A 24,853-nucleotide genomic window follows, 5' to 3' on the forward strand; every position below is an offset into this window, starting at 1 on the left:
TTCGTGGAGGGAGCACGCGCAAGCGCTCGGCCTCGGCGACCCACCAGCCGGTCATGCTGGGTCCTGGATATCAACGGATCACGCCCGGCAGTACCGGACCCCCAGACAGCAAAAAGCCCCGGAAAACCGGGGCTTTTTGCAGAGCTTCTGATGATCTCGGATCATCTGAAACGGGAATTTGGTGCCAAGAAGAGGCGCCGAATGCTAAGTCTAGGCCATTATAAAAAAGAGATAAAAAAGTTCCATCGTGACGCCGACACCAACAGAAACGCCAACAATCGACATCTTGTTCTGCGCAGCGGCCACGCGACCCGCCTGGTCGAGGTCCCTCATGCCTGTCACAAAGTGTTATCGATCCCTCGCTCATCGACTTGCTTAGAGTCGCTCCTGCATCGTGCGGTAGGCGCCGCTGGTCGCACCAAGATCGCCAAGTGTTGCCTTGTCCTCTCCAGCGCTGCCGTCACGCGCGGTCAGATGATGGCTGAGTTTCTGTGACTCGTACATGATCCCCCCGGTCCACCGGCTCAACGCGGTCGGCGCTGCATAGAACGGCAATCGATGGTCATTGCAACTGTGTCTGGCATGCGGATATCAGGCTACTGTCCTAAGGTGATCCAGCACGAGCTTGATCGTCTTCCCGTCCGGCTTCCCGTCCGGCTTCCCGTCGGCACTCGTCGCGCCCTGCGTGCGCAAACCATCGAGAATCTCGGCCTGCCGGTGGTGTGAAACCTCGCCGTAGCTCGTGAATGTTGTCAGGACGTTTTCGTGGCCGAGGTTCTGGCTCCAGGCCTTGAACTCCTCCGGGGTGCGGCAGGTCCGCTCGCCATGCAGGGCGAGAGTTTTCCGAAAGGAATGCGGATTGAAATACGGCAATCCCGCGGCCTCGAAAGCCTCCCGAAAAATGCGACGGATGACGTCAGCATTCTTCCAGTGTCGCCGTGACAGCCCTCGCCGCTTGAAGAGACCATCTATATCCGGCGCCACATCTGTGGCAGGGAAGAGCGGGTCGGCGGGACCGAACAGCTTGGCTGATGTCAGATACTGAACCCATTCGGTTACGATGGCTTCGAGTTCGTCGCCAACCGGGAAGAACCACGTGTCGATTGTCTTGCGGTTCTTGGTGCGGACCGTTCGGGCATCCTGAAGCACGAAGCGCTTGTCGATGTCGACATTGCCAAGTGATAGCGACGCGATTGCGTCATCGCGTGCGCCGGTTAGTATCGCGAAGGCCATTAGAGCGCGATCACGCTTCTCGATGTCGCTCCCGGAAGGCATCAAGCCGATAGTGTGTCGGATCTGTTCCAGGGTCGGAGCGGCTCGGTTGCGTCGAGCTGTCGCAATGCGGCTGTCATTCGCCGAGGGGTTGAAATAGTCGGCATCCGAATAGCTGATCCGAGACCGGTAGCGGGGCTGACCTGCGAGCCAGAACAGGAATGCTTTCACATTCATCAGCCTTGAATGGACGGTTGCCTTGGCCAAGGGCTTACCGGTCACCGGGTTCACCTGCTCTTCCAGCTTGCGCTTGAAGGCCTTTGCCCACTCGATCCGGAAGGCTGCAAAATCCCGATAGCCGATCGAAGCCTCGAACGCGGCAATGTCCGCTGCAACCCGATCGACGCTCTTCTGCGCCTTTCGTCTCGCTGCTTCCAGGAAGCTGAAATAGTCCCTTTTGACGCGCTCGTTCTTGGGGTGGTGCTTACGCATGGTTCAGTCATCCTTCGGGAAGTGATCAATCAGACAGGGGTTTCGGCTCTTAACTAGGTCCTTGTCTGCCGCCACGATGGATACCCGGAAGGGCGGGAGAATCGCCGCCAACCCTGACGGAGAGACGCGCTTGTTCATGACGGTGGCACAGGTCGCACACAGCGCCCTGAGAAGGCCGCCTACTCGCCCGTGGGGGCGCAGTTCGAGTTCGTCGAAGGCCGGGGGCCTGGGTTGCCGGCAGGCAAAGCAGAACAGTTCGTGTGGTGCACAGCGCTGCTTTGTCGGCTTTCGCGCTGCCAGGAAGTCAACTAAGTCGGCTCCGAGGATCAACGCGGGCCGCCTGTCTGCGATGATCGGTAGACCCTGCTTAATCCAACGGCGGATTGTGAGCTCACTGCTGACGAGAGCGCGGGCGGCTTCCGCGATGGTATAACTGCGATGCAGCCGCACACCGCGGTGTGCGCTCAAGCGGCCGCCCATCTCAGGCTACCCCCCTGCTCATTAATTCGCGGATGTCCTCGACCCGCCACGCTGTGATGCGCGAGCCTAGCTTGACGGGCTGGGGGAAGCGGCCGTCCTTCACGCCAGCCCACCAAGTGGACTTGCTGACGGGAATGGGACCTCTGGGTGCGATGATGGCGGGGAGCCGCAAAAGGCCGGCGGCGGGGAGTTCGGGAAGGTCCGACATGGTGCTACCTCGTGTCAGGGAAGACGAGGCAGCTGTAGGGAGGCCGATTGCGCCTGAGGACGAATTCGGTTTGCGCCTAACCGAATTCGGTTAGGCGTTAGCCGAATTCGGTTTCGTTGAGGGCCCGTTTGCTCCAAGGCCAAATGGCTGAAGCGAAAAGGATAAATCGATCAAGGCCAGTGTCGGAGATCGACGTTTTGGTTCTCAGCCAACGCGCTGAAAGTCTGCAAATAAACTGCAACGCTAAAGCAGATGCTGGCGATCCCCTCGCCTCCAAGCAGCGCCTAGGTCACCTCAACCGCGGCAATCGGTTCGGTCGCGGCACCGAGTGGCTCGCTATTCTGACAGTCGGCTGGGCAGGGTGAATCCAATTCGTGTGGCCCATGGACATGCCGCAGCGGGAAGCCGGATCACGGCGTCTTCGCCGAACGGAGCCCACGACGCAATCCCGCGCATGGGACTAAGGATTTCAACGGTTGAAGGACGGATCTTGAAGGTTTTCGATCAAACCTCTCGACGAGTTCGGTCTCAAACCTCATCAATCAATCTATTCAGCCTCGCTAGGCTCTCGAGCGCAGCGGGATCACGGCAGTTGATTGTCCTGCCGGTCACCGTGAGGTCGTAGGATTCGAGTGCTACGAAAGTGCGTGACAGATTTTCGCGGGTCATGCCCAGACGGCTGGCGAGCTTGCCTTTTTCGAAGGGTATGAGCGTCGTTAGGATGCCGTCCTTGACGGTCGCGTTCCGCAAGATCCAACCCGCCAGCCGCTCTAGGCCGGTCCGCACCTTTTGATCCTTCAGTTCGCGAATGACCTCGCGATAGCGCTCCGCCATCTCATTCACAACGGCGCGCGCGAATGCACCATCGCGCTGGAATACAGCGCGGATCAGTTCCGCCGGGATCATCAGAATGCGCGACGCGTGGAGGGTTCGGGCCGACTGGAGATGAATCTTGTCGACCAGCACCGCCGCCAGGATGAAGGTTGAGACCGGCGACAGGAACACGATGCTCGTCTCACGGTCTCCGTGCGTCGCATAGAGTTCGACCATGCCGTCGACGATGACATGCAGAAAGTCCGCGCTGTCGCCCTCGGCCACCAGTTCGACGTGGGCCGGGAAGCGCTGAAGGTACGAGGCCTGCATCAGCGCATCGAATTCAGGTTGAGCCATGTCGCAGAACAGCGGCAGGGCGCGAACCAGATGGGCGTCCGTTGGGCGCAAGTGCAGACTCCTCAACCATAGCCTTGCGTCATTTTTGATAATTGTCAAATATGAAGTGCAATAATGTAATTCTTAAAGCCAACATATGTATTATTTAAGAATATCTACTGTCAAAATTCGTAATTTTCCCGAGATCCGCGCTCGGTAGTTGATTTCAATCAATACATAATGCCGTCGTTCAGCCTTTTGTTCTGCCGTGTTGCGCAGCCGTCGGTGATCAGCCGATCGCGCGATGAGGAACGATAGGTCATGAGCACGACGTCTTCAGTACCGGTGGCCGACCAGCGCAGCGCGCTGTGGATGTCGACGCTGGCCTTCACCATCTGCTTCGCGGTCTGGACGATCTTCTCGATAATCGGAATCCAGATCAAACGGGACCTCGGCCTGACCGAGACGCAGTTCGGACTGCTGGTCGGCACACCGATCCTGACGGGCTCGTTGATCCGGCTGATCCTGGGCATCTGGACCGACCAGTACGGTGGCCGCCTTGTCTACACGATCACCATGCTGGCGGCGGCGCTGGCGACCTTCCTGCTGACCTTCGCCTACGATTACACGACCTTCCTGATCGCGGCGCTCGGCGTCGGCATCGCCGGCGGCTCGTTTGCGGTCGGCATCGCCTATGTCTCCAAATGGTATCCGAAGGAAAAGCAGGGCACCGCGCTCGGCATTTTCGGAGCTGGGAATGTTGGCGCAGCCGTCACCAAGTTCGCTGCGCCCTTTATCATGATCGCCTATGGCTGGCGGATGGTGGCGATCGTCTGGGCCGTCGTGCTCGCGGTCATGGCCGTCGTCTTCTTCCTCACCACCAAAGACGACCCGCAGCTCGCGGCGCGCCGGCTCAAGGGCGAGAAGCCCGAGCCCATGTCGGCCTTGCTCGAACCCTTGAAGAACGTCCAGGTCTGGCGCTTCTCGCTCTATTATTTCTTCGTCTTCGGCGCCTTCGTAGCGCTGGCACTCTGGCTGCCGCGCTATCTGATGAACGTCTACGGCCTTGGCATCGCCGCGGCCGGCATGGTCGGCGCCGCCTATTCCATCCCGGCCTCGCTGTTTCGTGCCTATGGCGGCCATCTCTCCGACAAGGTCGGGGCGCGAACCGTAATGTACTGGACCTTCCTGGTCAGCGTCGTCTGCACCTTCGTCCTGTCCTACCCGCCGACCGACTATGTTGTGCGGACCACGTCGGGCTCGGTGGCCTTCCACCTGGAAACCGGCCTCATAGCCTTCATGGTCGCTATCTTCGTGCTCGGCTTCTTCATGAGCCTCGGCAAGGCGGCGGTCTTCAAGCACATCCCCGTCTATTACCCGACCCGTGTCGGCCCGGTTGGCGGCATTGTCGGGCTGATTGGCGGGCTCGGCGGCTTCATCCTGCCGATCGTGTTCGGCGCCCTGAACGACCTCACAGGTGTCTGGCAGAGCTGCTTCTGGCTGTTGTTCGTGATTGCCACGGCCTCGCTGGTCTGGATGCACTTTGCCGTCCTGCACATGGAGCGCGAAGCCCGCGAGACCGGCACTGCCCGCGCGTCGCTACCCGAACTGCCGGAGATGCAGACGATCCATGGCGCAGGCCAGCAGGGCGCGCTGGCCGCGTCTGGCGCGATCCAGAACTGGAAGCCGGAGGATGCAGAATACTGGGCCCGGAAGGGCAAGGCTATCGCCCGCCGCAACCTCTGGATCTCGATCCCCAACCTCTTGCTCGCCTTCGCGGTGTGGATGGTCTGGTCGGTGGTCGTGGCCAAGCTCCCCGCCGTCGGGTTCAAGTTCACGACCGACCAGCTGTTCTGGCTCGCGGCGCTCCCCGGTCTGTCGGGTGCGACGCTCCGAATCGCCTATGGCTTCATGCCGCCGATCTTCGGTGGCCGGCTCTGGACGACGCTGACCACCTGGTCGCTGCTGATCCCGGCCATCGGCATCGGCATGGCGGTGCAGAACGTCACGACGCCCTATGTCATCTTCCTCGGCCTGGCACTGCTATGTGGCTTCGGCGGCGGCAATTTCGCCTCCTCCATGTCCAACATCGCCTTCTTCTTCCCCAAGGCCGAGAAGGGCAATGCGCTTGCCCTGAACGCCGGCCTTGGCAATCTCGGCGTCTCAGTTGTGCAGTTCGTCGTCCCGCTGGTCATCACGGTCGGCGTGTTCGGCGCCATCGGTGGCGAGGCCCAGGACATCGGGGGCGGCGCAAAGCTCTTCCTGCAGAACGCCGGCTATATCTGGGTACCGTTCATCGCAGCCTCCGCCATTGCCGCCTGGTTCGGCATGGACGACCTCGCCAGTATGAAGGCGACCTTCGCTCAGCAGGCCGTCATCTTCCAGCGCAAGCACAATTGGCTGATGTGCTGGCTCTATGTGGGCACCTTCGGCTCGTTCATCGGGTATTCCGCCGGCTTCCCGCTCCTGTCCAAGACGCTGTTCCCGAGCGTCGATGCCCTGCAGCTCGCCTTCCTCGGGCCGCTGGTCGGCGCCATGTCACGCTCGCTCACCGGCTGGATCTCCGATCGATGGGGTGGTGGCCGGGTGACGCTCTGGGTCTTCGCCGGCATGGCGGCCGCTGTCCTCGCTGTCCTCTACTTCATCACGATCAAGGACCAGCCCGGCGCGTTCCTCGGCTTCTTCCTGAGCTTCATGGCGCTGTTCATGCTCACCGGCATCGGCAATGCCTCCACCTTCCAGATGATCCCCGCGATCATGAGCAAGGACATGCCGCGGCTCATGCCGGGCGCCGACGAGATCACCCGCAACCGTCAGGCCGAGCTCGAGGGGGCCGCAATCATCGGCTTCTCCTCGGCGATCGGGGCCTATGGCGGCTTCTTCATCCCCAAGGCCTACGGCACGTCGATCGCGATGACCGGCGCCGTCAATGGCGCTCTGTGGGCCTTCTTCGCCTTCTACCTCACCTGCATCGCCATCACCTGGGCGGTCTACACGCGCAAAGGCGGCGTCCTGCACGACGTCGAGCGCCGCCGGACCGCGCCGTCGCTTCAGCCCGCCCAGTGACCCGAGAGGCCTGACCCATGTCCCATTTTCTCGATCGCCTGAGCTTCTTCACCAGGGCCACCGGAACCTTTGCCGACGGCCATGGCATCACCACCACGGAAGACCGGTCCTGGGAGGACGCCTATCGGCGGCGCTGGCAGTCCGACAAAATCGTCCGCTCCACCCACGGGGTGAACTGCACCGGTTCGTGCTCCTGGAAGATCTACGTCAAGGGCGGCATCGTCACCTGGGAAACCCAGCAGACAGACTACCCGCGCACCCGGCCGGATCTGCCGAACCACGAACCCCGCGGCTGCGCCCGTGGCGCCTCCTATTCCTGGTATCTCTATTCCGGCAACCGGGTGAAATATCCCATGGTCCGCTCGCGGTTGATGAAGCTGTGGCGCGAGGCGCGCGCGACGCTGACGCCCGTGGCCGCCTGGGCCTCCATCGTCCAGAACCCGGAGAAGCGGCGGAGCTACACCTCCAAGCGCGGCCATGGCGGCTTCGTCCGCGCCGCCTGGGACGAGGTCAACGAGATCATCGCGGCGGCCAATGCCTATACCGCCAAGACCTTCGGCCCGGACCGCATCTATGGCTTCTCGCCGATCCCGGCCATGTCGATGGTCTCCTATGCTGCCGGTTCACGCTACCTGTCGCTGCTCGGCGGCGTCTGCATGTCGTTCTACGACTGGTATTGCGACCTGCCGCCGGCCTCGCCGCAGACCTGGGGCGAGCAGACCGACGTGCCGGAATCGGCCGACTGGTACAATTCCGGCTTCCTGATCCTCTGGGGCTCGAACGTGCCGCAAACGCGCACGCCGGATGCCCATTTCTACACCGAGGCGCGCTATCGCGGCGCCAAGTCGGTGGTGATCTGCCCGGACTATTCGGAAGCCTCGAAGTTCGCCGATCTTTGGATCTCGGTGAAGCAGGGCACCGACGCGGCACTCGGCATGGCCATGGGCCACGTCATCCTCAAGGAGTTCTACGTCGACCGCCAGGCACCCTATTTCCACGACTATGTCCGCCAGTACTCGGACATGCCCATGCTGGTGCGGCTCGTCGAGCAGGACGGCCGCCTTGTGCCGGAGCGCCAGATCCGGGCATCCGACTTCGCCGACGGGCTGGGCGAAACCAACAATCCCGATTGGAAGACGGTCGGCATCGACGAGACCACCGACGATGTCTGCGTGCCGCAGGGCTCGGTAGGCTTCCGCTGGGGCGAGAAGGGCAAGTGGAATCTCGAGGAAAAGAACGCCACCGGCACGCCGACTCGGCTGCGACTGACCCTGACCGGCGCCGGCGAACAGCTTGCCGATGTCGCCTTCCCATATTTCGGCAATATCGAGCATGAGCATTTCGCGTCCACCAAGGATGCCTCGATCCTGGTGCGCAAGGTGCCGGTGCGCCGGCTCAAGCTGAAGGACGGCGAGGCGCTGGTCGCCACTGTCCACGACCTGATGCTGGCCAATTACGGTGTCGATCGCGGCTTTGCCGGTGATGCCGTCGCCAAGAGCTACGATGAGACCGGGCCCTACACGCCCGCTTGGGCCGAGAGCGTCACAGGCGTTCCGCGCGACCAGATCATCACGGTCGGCCGCGAGTTCGCCCGCAACGCCGAGAAGACCAAGGGCCGCTCGATGATCATCATCGGCGCCGCCATGAACCATTGGTACCACTCGGACATGAACTACCGCGGCGTGATCAACATGCTGGTCATGTGCGGGTGCATCGGTCAGTCGGGTGGTGGCTGGTCGCACTATGTCGGCCAGGAAAAGCTCCGGCCGCAAACCGGCTGGGCGCCGCTGGCCTTCGCGCTCGACTGGGCGCGTCCGCCGCGCCAGCAGAACTCGACCTCGGCTTTCTACGTCAACACCAACCAGTGGCGCTACGAGACCATGAAGGCCGGCGACATCCTTTCGCCGACGGCCCCGAAGGGCGACTGGGACGGCGCCATCATCGACTACAACATCCGCGCGGTGCGCATGGGCTGGCTGCCGGCCTATCCGACGCTGCAGGAGAATTCGCTCGAGATCGCCGGCAGCGCCGCCGCCGCGGGCCTCGAGGTCAAGGACTATGTCGCCCAGTCGGTGAAGTCGGGCGCGCTCAACTTCGCCTGGGAGGACCCCGACCATCCGAAGAACTGGCCGCGCAACATGTTCGTCTGGAGGTCTAACCTGCTGGGTTCATCGGGCAAGGGCCACGAATATTTCCTCAAGCATCTGCTCGGCACCACCCATGGCGTGCTGGGCAAGGATCTCGGCCGCACCGGCGGCGTCAAGCCGACCGAGGTCAAGTGGCGCGACGAGACCGTCGAGGGCAAGCTCGACCTCTTGGTGACGCTCGACTTCCGCATGTCGACCACCTGCGTCTATTCCGACATCGTTCTGCCCACGGCCACCTGGTACGAAAAGAACGACCTCAACACCTCCGACATGCACCCCTTCATCCATCCGCTGACGGCGGCGGTGGACCCGGTCTGGGAATCGAAGTCGGACTGGGAGATCTACAAGGGTCTCGCCAAGACCTTCTCGGAGGTCTGCACCGAGGTGCTCGGCGTCGAGAAGGACGTCGTGCTGACCCCGATCATGCACGACACCCCCGGCGAGATCGCCCAGCCCTTCGACGTCAAGGACTGGAAGAAGGGCGAGATCGAGGCGATCCCCGGCAAGACCATGCCGGCGGTCCAGGTGATCGAGCGCGACTACCCGAACCTCTATGCCCGCTTCACCTCGCTCGGCCCGCTGATGGCCAAGGTCGGCAATGGCGGCAAGGGCATGGCCTGGAATACCGAGCACGAGGTTCAGCTGCTGAAGGAGCTGAACGGCGAGCATGCCGACGGTGCCAACAAGGGCCTGGCCAAAATCGTCACCGACATCGATGCCACCGAAGTCATCCTGATGATGGCACCGGAGACCAATGGTGAGGTGGCGGTGAAAGCCTGGACATCGCTTGAGGGCTTCACCGGCCTCGACCACGCCCATCTCGCGCTGTCCAAGGAGGACGAGAAGATCCGGTTCCGCGATGTGGTGGCGCAGCCGCGCAAGATCATCTCGTCGCCGATCTGGTCGGGCATCGAGAGCGAGAAGGTCTGCTACAATGCTGGCTACACCAACGTTCATGAACTGATCCCGTGGCGGACGCTCTCCGGGCGCCAGCAGCTCTATCAGGATCATGTCTGGATGCGGGCTTTCGGCGAGGCGCTCTGCGTCTATCGGCCGCCGGTCGATATGAAGACCACCCACCCCGTGATGGCCCATGCGCCGAACGGCAACAAGCAGGTGGTGCTGAACTTCATCACGCCGCACCAGAAATGGGGCATCCACTCCACCTATACCGACAACCTGATGATGCTGACCCTGTCACGGGGCGGGCCCATCGTCTGGCTGTCGGAGGAGGATGCGGCCAAGGTCGATATCGTCGACAACGACTGGGTGGAGGCCTTCAACACCAATGGCGCGCTGGTGGCGCGTGCAGTGGTGTCCCAGCGCATCAAGACCGGAACGGTCTTCATGTACCACGCGCAGGAAAAGATCGTGAACGTGCCAGGGTCGGAGACCACCGGCAATCGCGGCGGCATCCACAACTCGGTGACCCGCGTCGTCCAGAAGCCGACCCACATGATCGGCGGCTACGCCCAGCTGGCCTACGGCTTCAACTACTACGGAACGATCGGCACCAACCGCGACGAGTTCGTCATCGTCCGCAAGCTGGCCCATGTCGATTGGCTGGAACGTCCCTTCGACGAGGCGAAAGCCCGTGCGAAGGCCGCCGCCCTCGCTGCTGAGTGACAAGGAGAGACTCCCATGAAGATCCGCGCTCAGATTGCGATGGTGATGAACCTCGACAAGTGCATCGGCTGTCATACCTGCTCGGTCACCTGCAAGAACGTCTGGACCAATCGCGAAGGCGTCGAATACGCTTGGTTCAACAATGTCGAGACCAAGCCCGGCATCGGTTATCCGAAGGACTGGGAGAACCAGGACAAGTGGAAGGGCGGCTGGACCCGCAAGAAGAACGGCAAGATCCAGCCGCGCATCGGCTCTAAGTGGCGGGTGCTGGCGAATATCTTCGCCAATCCGGACCTGCCGGAGATCGACGACTATTACGAGCCCTTCACCTTCGACTACGAGCACCTGCAGAAGGCGCCGGAGCTGGAGGCCTTCCCCACCGCCCGCCCGCGTTCGCTGATCTCTGGCGAGCGGATGGAGAAGATCGAGTGGGGCCCGAACTGGGAGGAAATCCTCGGCGGCGAATTCGCCAAGCGCTCGAAGGACAAGAACTTCGAAGGCATCGAGAAGGAGATCTACGGCCAGTTCGAGAACACCTTCATGATGTATCTGCCGAGGCTGTGCGAGCACTGCCTCAACCCGACCTGCGTCGCGGCCTGTCCGTCGGGCGCGATCTACAAGCGTGACGAGGACGGCATCGTCCTGATCGACCAGGACAAGTGCCGTGGCTGGCGCATGTGCGTCTCGGCCTGTCCCTACAAGAAGATCTATTTCAACTGGAGCTCGGGTAAGTCCGAGAAGTGCATTTTCTGCTATCCGCGCCTTGAGGCGGGGCAGCCGACGGTGTGTTCGGAGACCTGCGTCGGCCGCATCCGCTATCTCGGCGTTGTCCTCTATGACGCCGACGGCATCGAGAAGGCGGCGGCAACCGAGAACGAGCAGGATCTCTACGAGGAGCAGCTGAAGCTCTTCCTCGATCCGAACGATCCGAAGGTGATCGAAGAGGCCCGCCGCCAGGGCATTCCGGAGAACTGGCTGGAGGCCGCCAAGCGTTCGCCGGTCTGGAAGATGGCGATGGAATGGAAGATCGCCTTCCCGCTTCATCCCGAGTACCGGACCATGCCGATGGTCTGGTACGTGCCGCCGCTCTCGCCCATCCAGTCGGCCGCGGAAGCCGGCAAGATCGGCGTCGACGGCGATATGCCCGACGTCCGCTCGCTGCGCATTCCGGTCAAGTACCTTGCCAATCTGCTGACCGCCGGCAAGGAGGAGCCGATCGTCACCGGCCTCGAGCGGATGCTCGCCATGCGCGCCTACATGCGTGTCAAGACCATCGACGGTGTCATCGACGAGACCATCGCTCGGCGCGTCGGGATGACCGGTGCGATGATCGAGGACATGTACCAGGTGATGGCGATCGCTAATTACGAGGATCGCTTCGTTATCCCGACCAGCCACCGGGAATGGACCGAGGACGCCTACGAGCTGCGCGGCAATTGCGGGTTCTCGTTCGGCAATGGCTGCTCGGACGGCGACACCAAGCCCAGCCTGTTCGGCAAGCCCAAGGCCAAGAGCCCGATGGGAGTCGCGTGATGAAGACCTTCAAGGTTCTCTCGGCACTGCTGTCCTACCCGCAGGCGGGCCTCCTGCCGGCTTTGCCCGAGCTTGAGGCTGTCCTCTCCGGAGAGGCGCTTCTCTCGGCCAGCGGGCGGCGCCTGCTGCAACCTCTCTTCGACGACCTGAGGGCGAACGACCTGACGGAGCTGCAGGAGCGCTACGTCTTCCTGTTCGACCGGACACGGTCACTGTCGCTGCATCTCTTCGAGCACGTTCATGGCGAGAGCCGCGACCGCGGCCAGGCGATGGTGGATCTGAAGGGGGTCTACGAGGAGGCGGGCTTCGCGCTCGCATCTTCCGAGCTGCCCGACTTCATCCCGCTTTTCCTAGAATTCCTGTCACTACGGCCGGCGGCCGAGGCTGTCTCGTTCCTCGGCGAGACGGTTCACATCCTGATCACGCTGGCTGAGCGCCTGGAGAAGCGGTCCTCGCCCTATGCTGGCCTGTTCCGCGGACTGATCGAACTGTCGCGCGCTAGGCCCAAGCAGGAGGATCTCGCCGCGATCGTTCCCGACGACGGCATAGAAGCCGATGATCTGGAGGCGCTCGACGCCGTCTGGGAGGCCGAGGAGGTCATCTTCGGCCCGGGGGCCGCTGAGGCGGCCTGCGGCAAGGAGACACTCGGCTCGAAACTTCGCGCGGCGACCCGCCCGGCGGCCGGCGTCACCGTGCCGAAGCCGGTCGGGCCGCGCCCGATCGTCTCCCACAACAACATCCCGCGCGCCTGAAGGAGAGCGAGCCATGGCCGCCACCCTCAACCACATCCTGTTCGGCTGGTATCCCTACGTCGCGCTGACGGTGTTCCTCACGGGCAGTCTGATACGCTTCGATCGCGAGCAATACACCTGGAAGGCCTCGTCATCGCAGATCCTGCGCAAGCGGCAGCTGCGCTGGGGCTCGAACCTGTTCCATCTGGGCATTCTCGCCATCTTCGCCGGCCATCTCGTCGGCCTGCTCACGCCCATCCAGGTGTTCGATGCGCTCGGCGTGTCGCATGGTGCCAAGCAGATCCTCGCGATCATGGCCGGCGGCGTGGCCGGCATTGCATGCTTTATCGGCCTCGTCCTGCTGATCCACCGGCGCCTATTCGACCCACGCATCCGTCGCAATTCGTCCTTCTCCGACACCGCGATCCTCCTGATCCTGTTCGCCCAGCTTTGCCTCGGGCTTCTGACGATCCCGTTCTCGCTCGGCCATCTGGACGGTCACGAGATGCTCAAGTTCATGACCTGGGCTCAGGGCATCGCCTATCTGCAGCCGGGGGCTTCCGCGGCCATCTCCGACGTCGCCCTGGTGTTTAAGGCGCACATCGTGCTCGGCCTCAGCATCTTCATGGTCTTCCCGTTCACCCGCCTTGTCCACGTCTGGTCGGCACCGGTCTGGTACCTCGGCCGACGTGGCTACCAGATCGTCCGCACCCGCGACGGTCGTCGTGTTGCAACCCCCCAGGCGAGGCCCGTCCGATGACCCATGCAGCCCCCACGCGCACACTGATCTCCGCGCCAGGCCGCACGCCGGTAAGCGTCAACGGCCAGGTGATCGCCCGCGATGCCATCCTGCGCGAAGCCCGCAACCACCAGAGCGCCCAGGCGTCCGAGGCTTGGAAGGCAGCGGCAACCGCCCTGGTCGTCAAGGAACTGCTGGTTCAGGAGGCAAGGCGCCTCGGCGTCAGCGGCGAGGCGATGGACGACGGCGAAGGCCGGCGCGAGACTGATGAGGAAGCGGCAATCCGTAGCCTCGTTGACCGTGAGGTGATCGTACCGACGCCGACTGAGGCCGAGTGTCGGCGATATTACGCCGCGAATGCCGCCCGCTTTCGCTCGGCGACCCTGACGGAAGCCTGCCATATCCTTCTCGCCGCCTCGCCCGAAGACGGCGAGGCCCGACAGGCGGCAGAGGTGCTGGCGGACCAGATCCTTGCCGAGTTGAAGGATGATCCGGCCCGCTTCGGCGAACTCGCCGCCGCGCATTCGCGCTGCCCGTCGGCCTCGCAGGGCGGCTCCCTCGGACAGCTGACCTCTGGCTCCACCGTGCCGGAATTCGAGGCGGCCATGGCGCTGATCGAGCCCGGCACCGTTTCGCCAATGGCGATCCCGACGCGCTTTGGCCTCCACATCGTCCGCGTGGCGCGACGGATCGAGGGCGCGGCGCTGCCCTTCGACCTCGTCCGCGACCGGATCGCCGGCTATCTCGCCTCCGCCGTCGAGCGCCGGGCGACCGCGCAATATGTCGCGCGCCTGGTGTCTGCAGCCGATATCCGGGGCGTCGACCTGGCGGGCGCGCAAGCCCACCGCGTCCATTAGGAAAGATCAGGTCATGCTGCTCGGAGACCTTCTGGCCAGACTGCACGACGCGACCATCGCGGAGCAGACCCTGGCGTCCCTCAACGATCTGATCCTCGCGGCCACCGTGTCCCAGCGGGCGGTTGCGGCGGGTGTGCCGCTTGGCACTTTCGCCGCCGAACAGGTGGAGAGCTACGCCGACGGCGCAGACGATTCCGAATGGACCACCGTCATGGGCCTGATGGCCCGCGCCGATGATCCCGGAGCTGTCCTGTTGAGGCGCGCGCTGAACCATTCTGGCGGCGCAGCGGCCTCGGGCTGTTCCTGCGGCGGCAAGCACGCCTGAAATCGATCCCCCTGGAGGGCCACGTTCATGACAGTCTTGGGCCCGCTCATCGACCCGTTCGGCCGGCGCGTGACCTATCTGCGCCTGTCTGTCACCGACCGCTGCGACCTCCGCTGCTTCTATTGCATGTCGGAGCGCCCTGACTTCCTGCCCAAGCGCGAGCTCCTGAGCCTTGAGGAACTCGACCGCGTGGCCTCGGCATTTGTCTCCCGCGGCGTGCGCAAGCTCCGCCTTACCGGCGGCGAGCCGCTGGTCCGGCGCGACGTGGTCGAACTGTTCCGTTCACTTGGCCGCCATCTCGGATCGGGCGCGCTGGACGAGCTGACGCTCACCACCAATGGCTCGCAGCTCGCGCAGCATGCCGATACACTTGCGGCTGCCGGCGTGCGCCGTGTCAACGTCTCGCTCGACAGCCTTGATGCCGGACGATTCGCTGCGATCACCCGGCGCGGACGGCTCGCCGATACGCTAGACGGGATCGAAGCCGCCCGTGCGGCAGGGCTCGCGGTCAAGCTCAACACGGTGGCGCTGGCCGGCGTCAACGATGACGAGTTCCATGACCTCGTGGCCTTTGGCCATGAGCACGGCATGGACGTGACCTTCATCGAGGTGATGCCGATCGGCGAGATCGGCCATGGCCAGGCGCGGCATTTCATGCCGATCAGCGAGGTGCGCAAGCGGCTTGAAACGCCTTTTCGCTTGGCGCCGAGCCGGCATTCCTCCGGCGGCCCGGCGCGCTACTGGACGTCGGAAACCACCGGCCACCGTGTCGGCTTCATCGCGGCGACCACTTGTAATTTCTGCCCCGGCTGCAACCGCGTCCGGCTGACCGCCACCGGACAGCTGGAAGCCTGCCTCGGTCGGGAAGAGAGCACCGATCTCAGGGCGGCCATCCGCGGCAGCGAGGCGGATGAGGCTTTGCACACGGCTATCGATCGCGCGATCGCATCGAAGCCCGAGGGCCATGCCTTCGAGGCCGCGGCCAGCGTTTCGGCAACCACGCGCCCAATGCATCGCACAGGCGGTTGAGGAGCGATGGCATGACGCTCGACGATCTCTTCGACCGCAATGCTGCCTGGGCCGAGAAGAAGACGCGGGACGACCCGACGTTCTTCGTTCGGATGGCCGAACAGCAATCGCCGAACTACCTCTGGATCGGCTGTTCCGACAGCCGGGTGACCGCCAATGACGTGCTCGGCCTCGACCCCGGCGAGGTCTTCGTCCAGCGCAACATCGCCAACATGGTCCACACCAGCGACATGAACCTGCTGGCAGTGCTGGAATATGCGGTCGAAACGCTCAATGTCGGGCATGTGATCATCTGCGGCCATTATGGCTGCGGCGGTGTGCAGCGTGCCCTTGGCCATGACCGGTCTGCGCTGGTCGATCACTGGCTACAGCCGCTGGTCATGCTCCATCGCAAGCATCAGGCGACCTTCGCCGCGCTGGCCAGCGACAGCCTACGGCTCGACCGCATGTGCGAGCTGAATGTCGAGATGCAGGTCCGGCGCATCGCCGCGACCCCGATTATCGAAGCCGCCTGGGCGCGCGGTGAGCCGCTCCAAGTCCATGGCTGGATCTATGGCATTCACGACGGATTGCTGCGGGCGCTCGGCTCGCCGATCACGTCGATCGCCGAGCGCGACGCCCTTGCCAATATTGACCAGCGGGCGAAAGAGCCTGTCGAACCGTGGAGTGCCGCACGCCGCCACGCGGCCGAGGCCTTCGCCGCGCTCGATCCGCAGGTCGCAGAACGTCTTCCGTGCTGCAGCGGGCTTGCTCGATAGTCCTGAGAATGACCGGTCATGACCGCCACGCCTGGGCATAGGACATTCTCTGGGCGAGCCTCCCTATCCTGTGGTTTCGAGCCGCCCATCGCGCAACGAGAAGATGTGATCGAACCGCGCGAAGATCTTTTCGTCATGGGTCACCGTGACGATCGCCGCCTGCTGTTCCTGTGCAACCCTGCGCAGCAGGTCCATGACGATGCGCGCCCGGTCGGAATCGAGGGCCGCAGTCGGCTCATCGGCGAGAATGATCCGCGGCCGGTTGGCCAGCGCGCGGGCAATCGCAACACGCTGCGCCTCGCCGCCTGACAGTAGGGCTGGCAGGACGTCGCGACGGTTGGAGACTTCGAGATAGTCGAGCAGCTCGATGGCGCGGGCTCTCGCCTCTTCGGCACTCTGGCCTGCGAGCGTCAGGACCAGCGCAACATTCTCGGTCACAGTCAGGAATGGCAGCAGATTGTGGGCCTGGAAGATGAAGCCGATGCGCTCCAGCCGCATGCGCCTGAGATCGCCCTTGAGCCATCGCCCGTCGAAGATGGGCTCTCCGTCAAGCACAACGCGGCCGGATGACGGTTCCTGGATGCAGCCGATAATGTTGAGCAGGGTGGTTTTGCCCGACCCGCTCGGCCCCTTCAGGCCAACGACCTGACCCGGCATGACGTCGAGCGAGACGCCACGGAGCGCGTCGACGCGGGTCGCGCCCTCGCCAAAGTGCTTGGAGATGTCAATCAGCGACACGAGTGGGGGCGTCATGGTCAGCCCCCCAGCGCCTTGGCCGGATCGACCTTGAGCGCGAGCCGTACTCCGAGCCCGCTGGCGATCACGCAGACGCCGAAGACGACGATACCGATCATGCCGACATCCGCCGCTTCGATGATCACCCGGCGCGGGAAGTTGTCCTTGGCGAGCAGGACCAGCGCCACCCCGATGGCGAAGCCGATGGCTCCCATGGCCAGCGCCTGCTGAATGATGAGCCCCACAATGGTGCTGTCGGGCGCGCCGATCAGCTTGAGCGTGGCGATCTCCCGCAGCTTGTCGATGGTGAGCGTGTAGATGATCAGCGCGATGATGACGGTGGAGACCAGCATCAGGATCGACGTGAACAGGCCGATCTGGCGACGCGCCATCTCGACCACGGAGCGCGAGAGGATTGCTTCCTGCTCGTCCTGCGACAGCGCATTGAGGTGTTTCCAGCGCCGAACCGTCTCGGTGACGGCGCTCACCGAAGAGTTGGGCGTCAGCGTGGCCAGGACGGCGTTGACGATATCATTGGAGGCGCCGCCGGCCCCACGCGCCTGCTCGCGGCGTTGCGCGGCGGGTGACAGGTCGAATTGAAGCTTCTGCGAATCCTGGAGCGAAATATAGGCCACCGGGTCGCCGCCAGTCGCAACCTGCCCCCGCGTCGTGCCGACAACCTGGAACCGGTTGCGGCCGAGAATGATGACATCGCCAAGGGCAAGGCCGCTTTTCTCATCGGCGATCAGCTCGAAATGGCTGCGCGTGATCTGCCGGCCGCCGGCCAGAACCGACGGTCCGCCCGGGCGTCCCGGCTCGAAGCCGACGACGAAAAGACGCAGCGCCAGGCCCCTGAAGTGCGCCTCGATGTTCTGGTAGGTGACGGCGCCGGCCTGGTTGACACCCGAGATGCGTGCGACGGCTTCGCGGGTGTCGCCGGGTATGCGGGAGGCCTCCGCGAAAGGGCCGCGGCTCCTTGCCTCCACGATCCAGACCTGCGCGCCCGGCGCGCGCGCAATTCCCAAGGCATCGGCGACAAGACCCCGGTAGATGCCGATCATCGACAAGACGACGCCCAGCAGCAGGCTCAACCCGGCGCAGGTCAAAAGGAATCGCCCCGCATTGTGCCGTATGTCGCGTATGGCGAGGTTCATCGCCGAGGCACCTGATCGACGGTCACGGAGCGTCCTTCGCGGAACCGCGGGTGGCGGCTCGTGACGATGGTGACACCATCGTGGCCGGAGACCACCTCGTAGCGGCCATCGATCGTCCGGTGACCAACGACGATTGCGCGGCGGACGAGCCGTCCGTCGTCGACGGCCCAGACCTTGCCGCGTCCATGCACCAGTTCGTCAATGGCTGTTTCCGGCACCAGCGTTGCGCGCGCGAGCGTGGCCGCGGTGACCACGACTTCCGCCTGTTCGCCCAGAACATAGGCCGGGGGGCAGTTCTGGCAGACGACGTAGATGCGCCGCTCCTCGTTAACCCGATCACTCTCGAGACCGATACGGGCGACACGACCGCTGAAGGCCTGCCCGGGAAGGGAACGAAGACGGATCAGGACTTGATGTCCCTCGGCGATCAAGCCTGACCGCGCCTCATCGAGATAGGCGAGGATCCAGTAGGTCGCCGGATCCACCAGCGTGAACAGGGTCTCACCTGCGGCCGCGACACCGCCGAGCTCTCGGGATCGGGAGATGACCAGAGCATCGAACGGTGCGCGCAGCTCATGCTGGTTGAGCACGACGCCCTCGAACGCGAACTGGGCGCGGGAATCCTCCAGGCGTGCCCGGGCCGCCGTGACCTCGCTCCGCGCGACCAGCGTGTCGGCAAGTGCGGTCGCTTCTGTCAGCTGGGCCTCCTCGGCCTGCTCGACCGAGACCGTCCCTCTGGCAAGCAGGGTCTGGCGCCTCTGGTTCGCCTGTTGCCTCTGAGCGTGCACGACCGAGGCGCGATTGGAGACAGCTTCCGCGACCGCCAGGGCCGCCTCCGCATTGGCAATGCCGGACCGTGCCTTCGCCGCTCGGGCCTGCTGCTCGCGGGGATCGATGCGGGCGAGCAGCGCGCCGGCCGCAACGCGATCACCGTGGTCGGCCGTCAGCTCGACAAGTGTTCCGGAGACTTTGAAGCCGACCCGCGTGACGATCCGCGCTTCGACGGTCCCGAGCGCGAAGACCTCGACCGGCACGTTGTCGATGGTCTGCGCTCCGGCAACGGCGATCGGAGCGAAGCGCATGAGCCAGACGAAAGCACCCGCCGCGAGCGCTACCGCCACCACGACGATCGTCCACAATGATCTGGCTCGCAGGCGCATGACACATTCCCCGCCACCACCGGCGCCATGCCCCAGAGGCAGGCGTGTAGATCGGCATTGTTTCACCTTTAGAGTGCGATCGACCTAACCGATATGATCGAGATCATTCTGGATCGACCCCGGCCAGACTAGTTTCGCCTTGATCTCGGTTGCAGGCTCGGAAAGAAAAGTGTGATGGGTACGTCCCAAGGTCGCTCTCGCCTTTTCGGTCTGGCTCTGGCGCTGGCCTGCTCCACACCACTCGCTTGTGAGGCAGGTGCCGTCACACCAGCAGGTGCCTTGCCGACCCATGCCAGACTGAGCCATCCGCCGAGACTAGATCAGACGCAATATTCGCAGGCGACCCGCGAGCAGGTGGAAACGTCGGCGCGCCAGCTTCTGGCAACTGCGCGAAAGGGACGCCCGTTCACGACGCAGCGTGGCGTCAAGCGGATCCCCATCGAGATCAACGGCGAGACATATGGCACCCTCTGGGAGGATACCGATCTCGGGTTGGTGGGATTGGGCGCCCACTGGGAGAGCCAGGGCGGCATGCGTGTCGAGCTGGTGCGGGATGGACGGGTCATCGGGATGATGTGGATCGAAGATGCCCGATGAAGACCGAGGCGCGTTTGGACGATTGCGCAGCATGGCGCTCTTGTCGCGTCTGCGCGCCTATCGCGATCTGTTTGGCTATCTGGCGTTAGCCTTGGTCGGATTGTTCGCCGCGGGAATCTATTGGTATCTCTACGTCGCGCCCGTGGTTCTTCGCATTGCTGTCGCGCCGGCCGGCAGCGAGGTGGCGGAGCTCTTCGCGGCCATGGCGACGGCTTCCGAGCGGGAGCGGCTGCGAATCCGTCTCGTCGTCGCCCCGTATACGAACCTCGTCGAGACGTCCGCCGCGATCGATGCCGGCGATGCGGATCTGGCAATCGTGCGATCGGACTTCCGGTTGCCGTCGACGGGCCAGGCGGTCGCGATCGTGCACCAGAATATAGCTATCCTGCTCGCGTGCCCGGCAGTTCCAAGGGCCAGCGTTCGCCCCAGAGCGGGAGCCGCGGCCCCGTCTGCTCCTGTGAAAGCCATCCAGGGATTTGCCGATCTGAGGGGCCGCCGCGTCGCGGTACTGGGTCGTGGACCTGCGAACCTTGCCCTGTTCGACAAGCTCGCCGCCTATCATGGCATTTCGGCGCGGGACGCGGATGTGATTGCGTTGTCCAGCGCAACCGAAGTGGCAGCGGCGACTGCCGTGAAGCCGATCGATGCCATCTTCGTCAGCCCGGCTCGCGGCGATCGCTTCATCGTCGACGCGATCCAGGCCCTGAAATGCCCAGGTGACATGAGACCCGCCGTCGTGCCGCTGGCCGAGAGCGCGGTGCTTGCAACCCGCAACAAGATCTTTTCGTCGGTGGACCTGGTCGCCGGCGAATTCGGGGCCAATCCGCCAATGCCGCCCGAATCTGTTGCGACGCTGGGCTTCCCGTCGATTCTGGTGTCCCGAAACACCCTCTCCAGTGCCAAGGTCGAGGAGTTCACCAGGCAGCTTTTCAACCAGAGACAGTCGATGGTCGCGCAATATCCATCGGCCGGCCGCTTTGAAGCCCTTCCGACCGATCGAGGGTCGTCGTTCGCCCTCCATCCCGGCGCTGCCGCCTATTACGACGCCGACAGCAAGGGCCTGTTCGAAGCCTATGAGACCTTGATCTACATTGTGCTGTTCGGTGCCAGCGGCATCATCTCCGCGGGTCTCTGGCTGCTTGGCTTTCTCTTCCCCAGGAAAAAGCGTGTTCTCCACGCCGACCATAATGCGCTCAGCCATCTGATCGAGCGCGCAAGGCAGGCGCAGAGCACGCGCGAACTCGACGAGATCACGATTGAAGCGGATCACATCCTAAAAGCTCTGTCCGAGCGGATGCTGGATGGTGAGGTCGACACGGAACTGAAGCCAGCCTTCGACATGATCAGCGAGCGGCTTTCGGCGGCTATCGCCGAGCAGCGAAGCCGTCTCGCCATGCCGGCCGGGCCTGCCGAGCCAGCATCGCCGATGGCGATCATTCCTCCACCATCGACGGTTCCGGAAGGAAAAGCCGATCAGAGCGGATAGGCGCGTTCCTCGTCGGCAGAATGCCTGAGAACGGCTCGGCCTCCCGAGAAGGCGATGACGTCGCCCTGGCCGAACGACTGCCATTGTTCATCAGTCAATGGAACGCTGGCCACGAGGGAAACCATCTGATCTCCGCTCGCCATCACGACGCCATTCTGGGAAGACGGGTTCTCGTCAAAACGGCACTGACGCTGAAGGAACACAAGGCCCGGCGGTTCGACCGTCTGCGTGGGGAGTTGCTTACGACGATCGCCGTGAGCGAACAGGGCATCGCCATCCGAGTAGAGAAAGTTCGCGGGCCCAAGTGGCCTCAGTTCAGATGCAAAGGCCGCAACGACTGACAATCGGGCTTCAAGTGATGGGGCGGCTCGCGGCTCGGACCAGACCTCCTGTAGACGTTCAAGAAGATTGCAAAAGGCTTGTTCCGAGTCCGTCTCTCCGATGGGGGCAAACCGGCCCAGGCGAAATCTCGGTGAGGTCAGCATCTCGGGCATCCAGCCATTGTGGCTGAAGACGTGCATGCGGCCGGCGAGTTCCCGGGCGAATGGCTGAGCATTGCGGTAGGCAGGCTCGCCCATCGTTGCCTTCCGGATATGGGCCATGACGATGGTGCTTCGCAGGTCATGGGCGGCGACAAAGCGAACCCAGTCACTTTGGTCCGCCGGACCGACGTCCTTGATAAGACGGACATCGCGACCTTCGTAATAGGCCACTCCCCAGCCATCCCGAATAAGCGTCGGTGGGCCTCCATGGGCTGCGAGCCTGGGGAGCGAGAGGCTCAGTGTGGCGGGTTTGCTGCTCGACATTCCGAGAAGTTCGCACATTGGCCCACCGATCTGCTTGTTCAGCACGCATGGCCTGCATTGCCGGGCAACCGCATTCGGCCGGGCACCATCGCTTGCCGACCTCACATCTGGTTCGTCACGCTTTGCGTCGTATCGTTCCGTCCAGACGGGTGGCCTCGGCGATCGTGTTCGAGATCGTGCCGTACTTCCGGACATTCTTGTGCAGGAGTTCCAGGCGCTGGTCCGTCTCGTCGGTGTCGACAATCAGTTGGTAGTCGATCGAAACCATCTTGGGAGGACTGTCCTGCCGCACGCCGCGCAGCTTCACCTCGACGCCTCGCAACTCGAAGGCGATCATCGGCATGACACGCTCGATGCCCTTGATCATGCATGCGGCTACGGCTGCGAGGAGAAGCTCTGCCGGGTTGAAGGCATCGATCCGGCCGGCGAGATCCGTGTCGAGGACGATCTCCGCCGACTTCGTGGTGGCGACCGCCCCATGCGCGTCAATGCGCCTGGCTTCGACTTGATATTCCAGTTTCACGCTGCCAGCCATTTCGCGAGGTCCTCGGACTTCGGCAGGCCACCGGCATGGACGACCTTGCCATCGATGACGATGCCGGGTGTGGAGACGATTCCGTAGCCCGCGATTGCCGCGTAATCGGTGATCTTCTCGACAACCACCGGAACACCCAGCCGAGCGGCTTCCGACTTCACCATATCCTCGGTCGTCTGGCAGCGCTTGCAGCCCGGGCCGAGTACCTTAACGTCCTTCATGATGATGATCCCTTGATCAGGTGAAGAGCAGATTGAACAGGAAGCCGACGGACAGAATTCCCGTCGCGACGACGCCGACGAAGACAGCGATCAGCTTGAGATTGAGAACCTTGCGCAGGATGATCATCTCGGGGAACGACAAGGCGATCACGCTCATCATGAAGGCGAGCACCGTGCCGAGTGCCGCACCTTTGCCAAGCAGCGCCTCGACCACCGGTATGATGCCCGCGGCGTTGGAATACATGGGAATGCCGATCAGAACCGCTGCGGGGACAGACCACCAGGTGTCCTTGCCCATGATGGACGCGAGAAGGTCGGCAGGGACATAGCCGTGGATGAAGGCGCCAGCCGCAATGCCGACGATGATCCAGATCCAGACACGCCCGACGATATCCTTCACCGCCTCGATACCGGCTTGAATCCGATCAACGATGGTCAGGTTTTCCGGCGGAAGATCGATGGCACTCGCGCGGACATTGCGGACCCAGTCCTGGAGCCAATGCTCAAGGTGCAGCCGGCCGATGACCCAGCCCGACAAGATGGCAACGGCAAGGCCGAACCCGAGATAGGTCAGAGCGACCTTCCAGCCGAGGAGTGCCAGAAGCAGACCCAGTGCCACCTCGTTGATCATCGGGGCGGCGATCAGGAAGGAGAACGTCACGCCGAGTGGTACGCCAGCCGATACGAAGCCGACAAACAACGGAACGGCGGAGCACGAACAGAAGGGTGTGAATATCCCCAGAGACGCGGCAGCGACGTTGCCCAGGCCCTCGGCTCGGCCGGCAAGCAAGGCCCGGGTGCGCTCGGGTGAGAAGAAGCTGCGGATCATCCCCATGGCGAAGACCACCAGAGTGAGCAGCATCAGCACCTTGGGCGTGTCGTAGATGAAGAACTTGATGGCCTCATATGCGCCACTGCCCGGCGCCAGCGGCAATTGGCCGACAACCCACTCGGAGACCGGAACGAGCTGGCCATAGGCCAGGAACCAGGCGACGACGAACAGGATGGTCCCGACCACCCAGATCAGCGGGCGCGGGCCGCCCCGCGGCGTCTCGGTCATCGGTGTTGCCTGCGCGCTCATTGGTGGCCCGAACCTGTTGGAGCTTGCGGCCTGACGGCCTGGGCGAGGCAGACGATCAGGCTTGAACACGCCATGCTGCCTAGTCGACGCTTCCGGGAGCGGGATTAGGCCACAGGTTGGCGCTGCGGAGGTTGTTCTGGGTCAAGCGATGTGACGGCTTCGGCGCCTCGCTGGTCACGAATTCTGCATGTGATGGGCCAAGGCCTCGATTTTCGGAAGCACGAGCGCGTCGAGATCGGCATCCCGAACCGTCTCCCGCCATGCCTGGGTGAAGCAGGCCAGCCAGCCTTCGACCTCGGGTAGTCCGATGCTTGCGCGGAAATGACGCCGCCGCAGCATGGGAGCGCCATGCCGCTCGACGAAAAGCGGCGGGCCGCCGAGCCAGCCCGAGAGATATTCGAACAGTTTCTGTTCGGCCTGCACCAGGCTTGGCGGATGGACCGCCCGGCAAGCCTTTGCCTCAGGCAGTTCATCCATCAGCACGTAAAAGCGTGCCGTCAGCCGACGCACGCCGTCAGCACCACCGATGCGCTCATAGGGTGTCCGGTGATCGGCGGTCTGAAGTGCAGACATGCGTCCCTGCGGCATCACCGCTGTTGGGCCATGACGGTCGGGCACATTGTCTTCGGGCTGGCGACCGGGTGTTGAGGAACAACAACAACTCACGGCAGATTCCTGGCTGGATGGAGACCGCGCCGTCGCGGTCGACGATCTTTATCCCGTCAC

The 24,853-nt window shown here is 63.5% G+C and carries 23 protein-coding genes; 11 read left to right on the plus strand and 12 right to left on the minus strand.

Features of this window, described 5'->3' with window-relative positions; all coding sequences use genetic code 11:
• Positions 1-375: 375 nt before the first annotated feature.
• From E8L99_RS24030 to E8L99_RS07415, 4 genes are all read right to left on the minus strand, one after another.
• Complete coding sequence (locus E8L99_RS24030; protein WP_256371382.1) at positions 376-504, minus strand: hypothetical protein; 129 nt, start codon at positions 502-504, stop codon at positions 376-378.
• Between the two features lie 87 nt (positions 505-591).
• On the minus strand, positions 592-1,704 hold the full coding sequence (locus E8L99_RS07405) for a site-specific integrase (protein ID WP_137098940.1): 1,113 nt from the start codon (positions 1,702-1,704) through the stop codon (positions 592-594).
• A gap of 481 nt (positions 1,705-2,185) precedes the next feature.
• Positions 2,186-2,392: a helix-turn-helix transcriptional regulator gene (locus tag E8L99_RS07410; RefSeq protein ID WP_137098941.1), complete on the minus strand. Its 207-nt coding sequence runs from the start codon at positions 2,390-2,392 to the stop codon at positions 2,186-2,188.
• A 528-nt stretch (positions 2,393-2,920) separates the two neighbouring features.
• A complete protein-coding gene (locus E8L99_RS07415; protein ID WP_137098942.1) occupies positions 2,921-3,613 on the minus strand; it encodes a cyclic nucleotide-binding domain-containing protein in 693 nt (230 codons plus the stop codon).
• Between the two features lie 249 nt (positions 3,614-3,862).
• Between E8L99_RS07415 and E8L99_RS07420 the strand changes: the two genes are divergently transcribed.
• Genes E8L99_RS07420 through E8L99_RS07460 form a run of 9 tightly spaced genes read left to right on the plus strand, consistent with a single transcriptional unit; the run spans position 3,863 to position 16,352 of the window.
• Complete coding sequence (locus E8L99_RS07420; RefSeq protein ID WP_137098943.1) at positions 3,863-6,607, plus strand: nitrate/nitrite transporter; 2,745 nt, start codon at positions 3,863-3,865, stop codon at positions 6,605-6,607.
• Between the two features lie 17 nt (positions 6,608-6,624).
• Positions 6,625-10,380: a nitrate reductase subunit alpha gene (locus E8L99_RS07425; RefSeq protein ID WP_137098944.1), complete on the plus strand. Its 3,756-nt coding sequence runs from the start codon at positions 6,625-6,627 to the stop codon at positions 10,378-10,380.
• Positions 10,381-10,395: 15 nt separating this feature from the next.
• Positions 10,396-11,913 (plus strand): nitrate reductase subunit beta, encoded by a 1,518-nt coding sequence (gene narH, locus E8L99_RS07430; protein ID WP_137098945.1) that lies wholly within the window; start codon positions 10,396-10,398, stop codon positions 11,911-11,913.
• Positions 11,910-12,665 (plus strand): nitrate reductase molybdenum cofactor assembly chaperone, encoded by a 756-nt coding sequence (narJ, locus tag E8L99_RS07435; protein WP_210421798.1) that lies wholly within the window; start codon positions 11,910-11,912, stop codon positions 12,663-12,665. Before narH ends, narJ begins: the two co-directional genes overlap by 4 nt.
• Before the next feature lie 13 nt (positions 12,666-12,678).
• Complete coding sequence (gene narI, locus E8L99_RS07440) at positions 12,679-13,404, plus strand: respiratory nitrate reductase subunit gamma (protein ID WP_137098947.1); 726 nt, start codon at positions 12,679-12,681, stop codon at positions 13,402-13,404.
• Positions 13,401-14,240 (plus strand): peptidylprolyl isomerase, encoded by an 840-nt coding sequence (locus E8L99_RS07445; RefSeq protein ID WP_137098948.1) that lies wholly within the window; start codon positions 13,401-13,403, stop codon positions 14,238-14,240. Before narI ends, E8L99_RS07445 begins: the two co-directional genes overlap by 4 nt.
• Before the next feature lie 13 nt (positions 14,241-14,253).
• Positions 14,254-14,565, plus strand: a complete 312-nt coding sequence (locus E8L99_RS07450) for a hypothetical protein (protein WP_137098949.1) — start codon at positions 14,254-14,256, stop codon at positions 14,563-14,565.
• 27 nt (positions 14,566-14,592) lie between these two features.
• The gene (moaA, locus tag E8L99_RS07455; RefSeq protein ID WP_137098950.1) at positions 14,593-15,594 is read left to right on the plus strand and encodes a GTP 3',8-cyclase MoaA; all 1,002 of its coding nucleotides are present in this window, start codon (positions 14,593-14,595) and stop codon (positions 15,592-15,594) included.
• A gap of 11 nt (positions 15,595-15,605) precedes the next feature.
• Complete coding sequence (locus E8L99_RS07460; protein ID WP_137098951.1) at positions 15,606-16,352, plus strand: carbonic anhydrase; 747 nt, start codon at positions 15,606-15,608, stop codon at positions 16,350-16,352.
• Between the two features lie 63 nt (positions 16,353-16,415).
• On the opposite strand, the gene E8L99_RS07465 is transcribed toward E8L99_RS07460, so the two are convergent.
• The 3 genes from E8L99_RS07465 to E8L99_RS07475 are packed head-to-tail and all read right to left on the minus strand — an operon-like array spanning position 16,416 to position 19,401.
• Positions 16,416-17,105 carry an ABC transporter ATP-binding protein gene (locus E8L99_RS07465; protein WP_137098952.1) on the minus strand — a complete coding sequence of 230 codons (690 nt, stop codon included), beginning with the start codon at positions 17,103-17,105 and terminating at the stop codon, positions 16,416-16,418.
• 2 nt (positions 17,106-17,107) lie between these two features.
• Positions 17,108-18,241: an ABC transporter permease gene (locus E8L99_RS07470; protein ID WP_137098953.1), complete on the minus strand. Its 1,134-nt coding sequence runs from the start codon at positions 18,239-18,241 to the stop codon at positions 17,108-17,110.
• Positions 18,238-19,401, minus strand: coding sequence for an efflux RND transporter periplasmic adaptor subunit (locus E8L99_RS07475; RefSeq protein WP_137098954.1), 1,164 nt, complete (start codon positions 19,399-19,401; stop codon positions 18,238-18,240). The genes E8L99_RS07470 and E8L99_RS07475 overlap by 4 nt, the downstream gene beginning before the upstream one ends.
• A gap of 279 nt (positions 19,402-19,680) precedes the next feature.
• Between E8L99_RS07475 and E8L99_RS07480 the strand changes: the two genes are divergently transcribed.
• Positions 19,681-19,998: a hypothetical protein gene (locus E8L99_RS07480; protein WP_137098955.1), complete on the plus strand. Its 318-nt coding sequence runs from the start codon at positions 19,681-19,683 to the stop codon at positions 19,996-19,998.
• On the plus strand, positions 19,988-21,484 hold the full coding sequence (locus tag E8L99_RS07485) for a TAXI family TRAP transporter solute-binding subunit (RefSeq protein ID WP_137098956.1): 1,497 nt from the start codon (positions 19,988-19,990) through the stop codon (positions 21,482-21,484). Before E8L99_RS07480 ends, E8L99_RS07485 begins: the two co-directional genes overlap by 11 nt.
• Here the strand turns inward: E8L99_RS07485 and E8L99_RS07490 are convergent.
• From E8L99_RS07490 to E8L99_RS07510, 5 genes are all read right to left on the minus strand, one after another.
• Positions 21,472-22,485 (minus strand): class II glutamine amidotransferase, encoded by a 1,014-nt coding sequence (locus E8L99_RS07490; protein WP_315862576.1) that lies wholly within the window; start codon positions 22,483-22,485, stop codon positions 21,472-21,474. The genes E8L99_RS07485 and E8L99_RS07490 overlap by 13 nt on opposite strands.
• Positions 22,406-22,825 (minus strand): OsmC family protein, encoded by a 420-nt coding sequence (locus E8L99_RS07495; protein ID WP_137098957.1) that lies wholly within the window; start codon positions 22,823-22,825, stop codon positions 22,406-22,408. Before E8L99_RS07495 ends, E8L99_RS07490 begins: the two co-directional genes overlap by 80 nt.
• Complete coding sequence (locus E8L99_RS07500) at positions 22,810-23,046, minus strand: thioredoxin family protein (RefSeq protein WP_137098958.1); 237 nt, start codon at positions 23,044-23,046, stop codon at positions 22,810-22,812. Before E8L99_RS07500 ends, E8L99_RS07495 begins: the two co-directional genes overlap by 16 nt.
• A gap of 16 nt (positions 23,047-23,062) precedes the next feature.
• Entirely contained in the window at positions 23,063-24,106 is a 1,044-nt protein-coding gene (locus E8L99_RS07505; protein WP_137098959.1) for a permease, read from the minus strand.
• Between the two features lie 195 nt (positions 24,107-24,301).
• Positions 24,302-24,700 carry a group II truncated hemoglobin gene (locus tag E8L99_RS07510; protein WP_137102006.1) on the minus strand — a complete coding sequence of 133 codons (399 nt, stop codon included), beginning with the start codon at positions 24,698-24,700 and terminating at the stop codon, positions 24,302-24,304.
• Positions 24,701-24,853 lie beyond the last annotated feature (153 nt).

The organism is Phreatobacter aquaticus (assembly GCF_005160265.1).
Classification (GTDB): domain Bacteria; phylum Pseudomonadota; class Alphaproteobacteria; order Rhizobiales; family Phreatobacteraceae; genus Phreatobacter; species Phreatobacter aquaticus.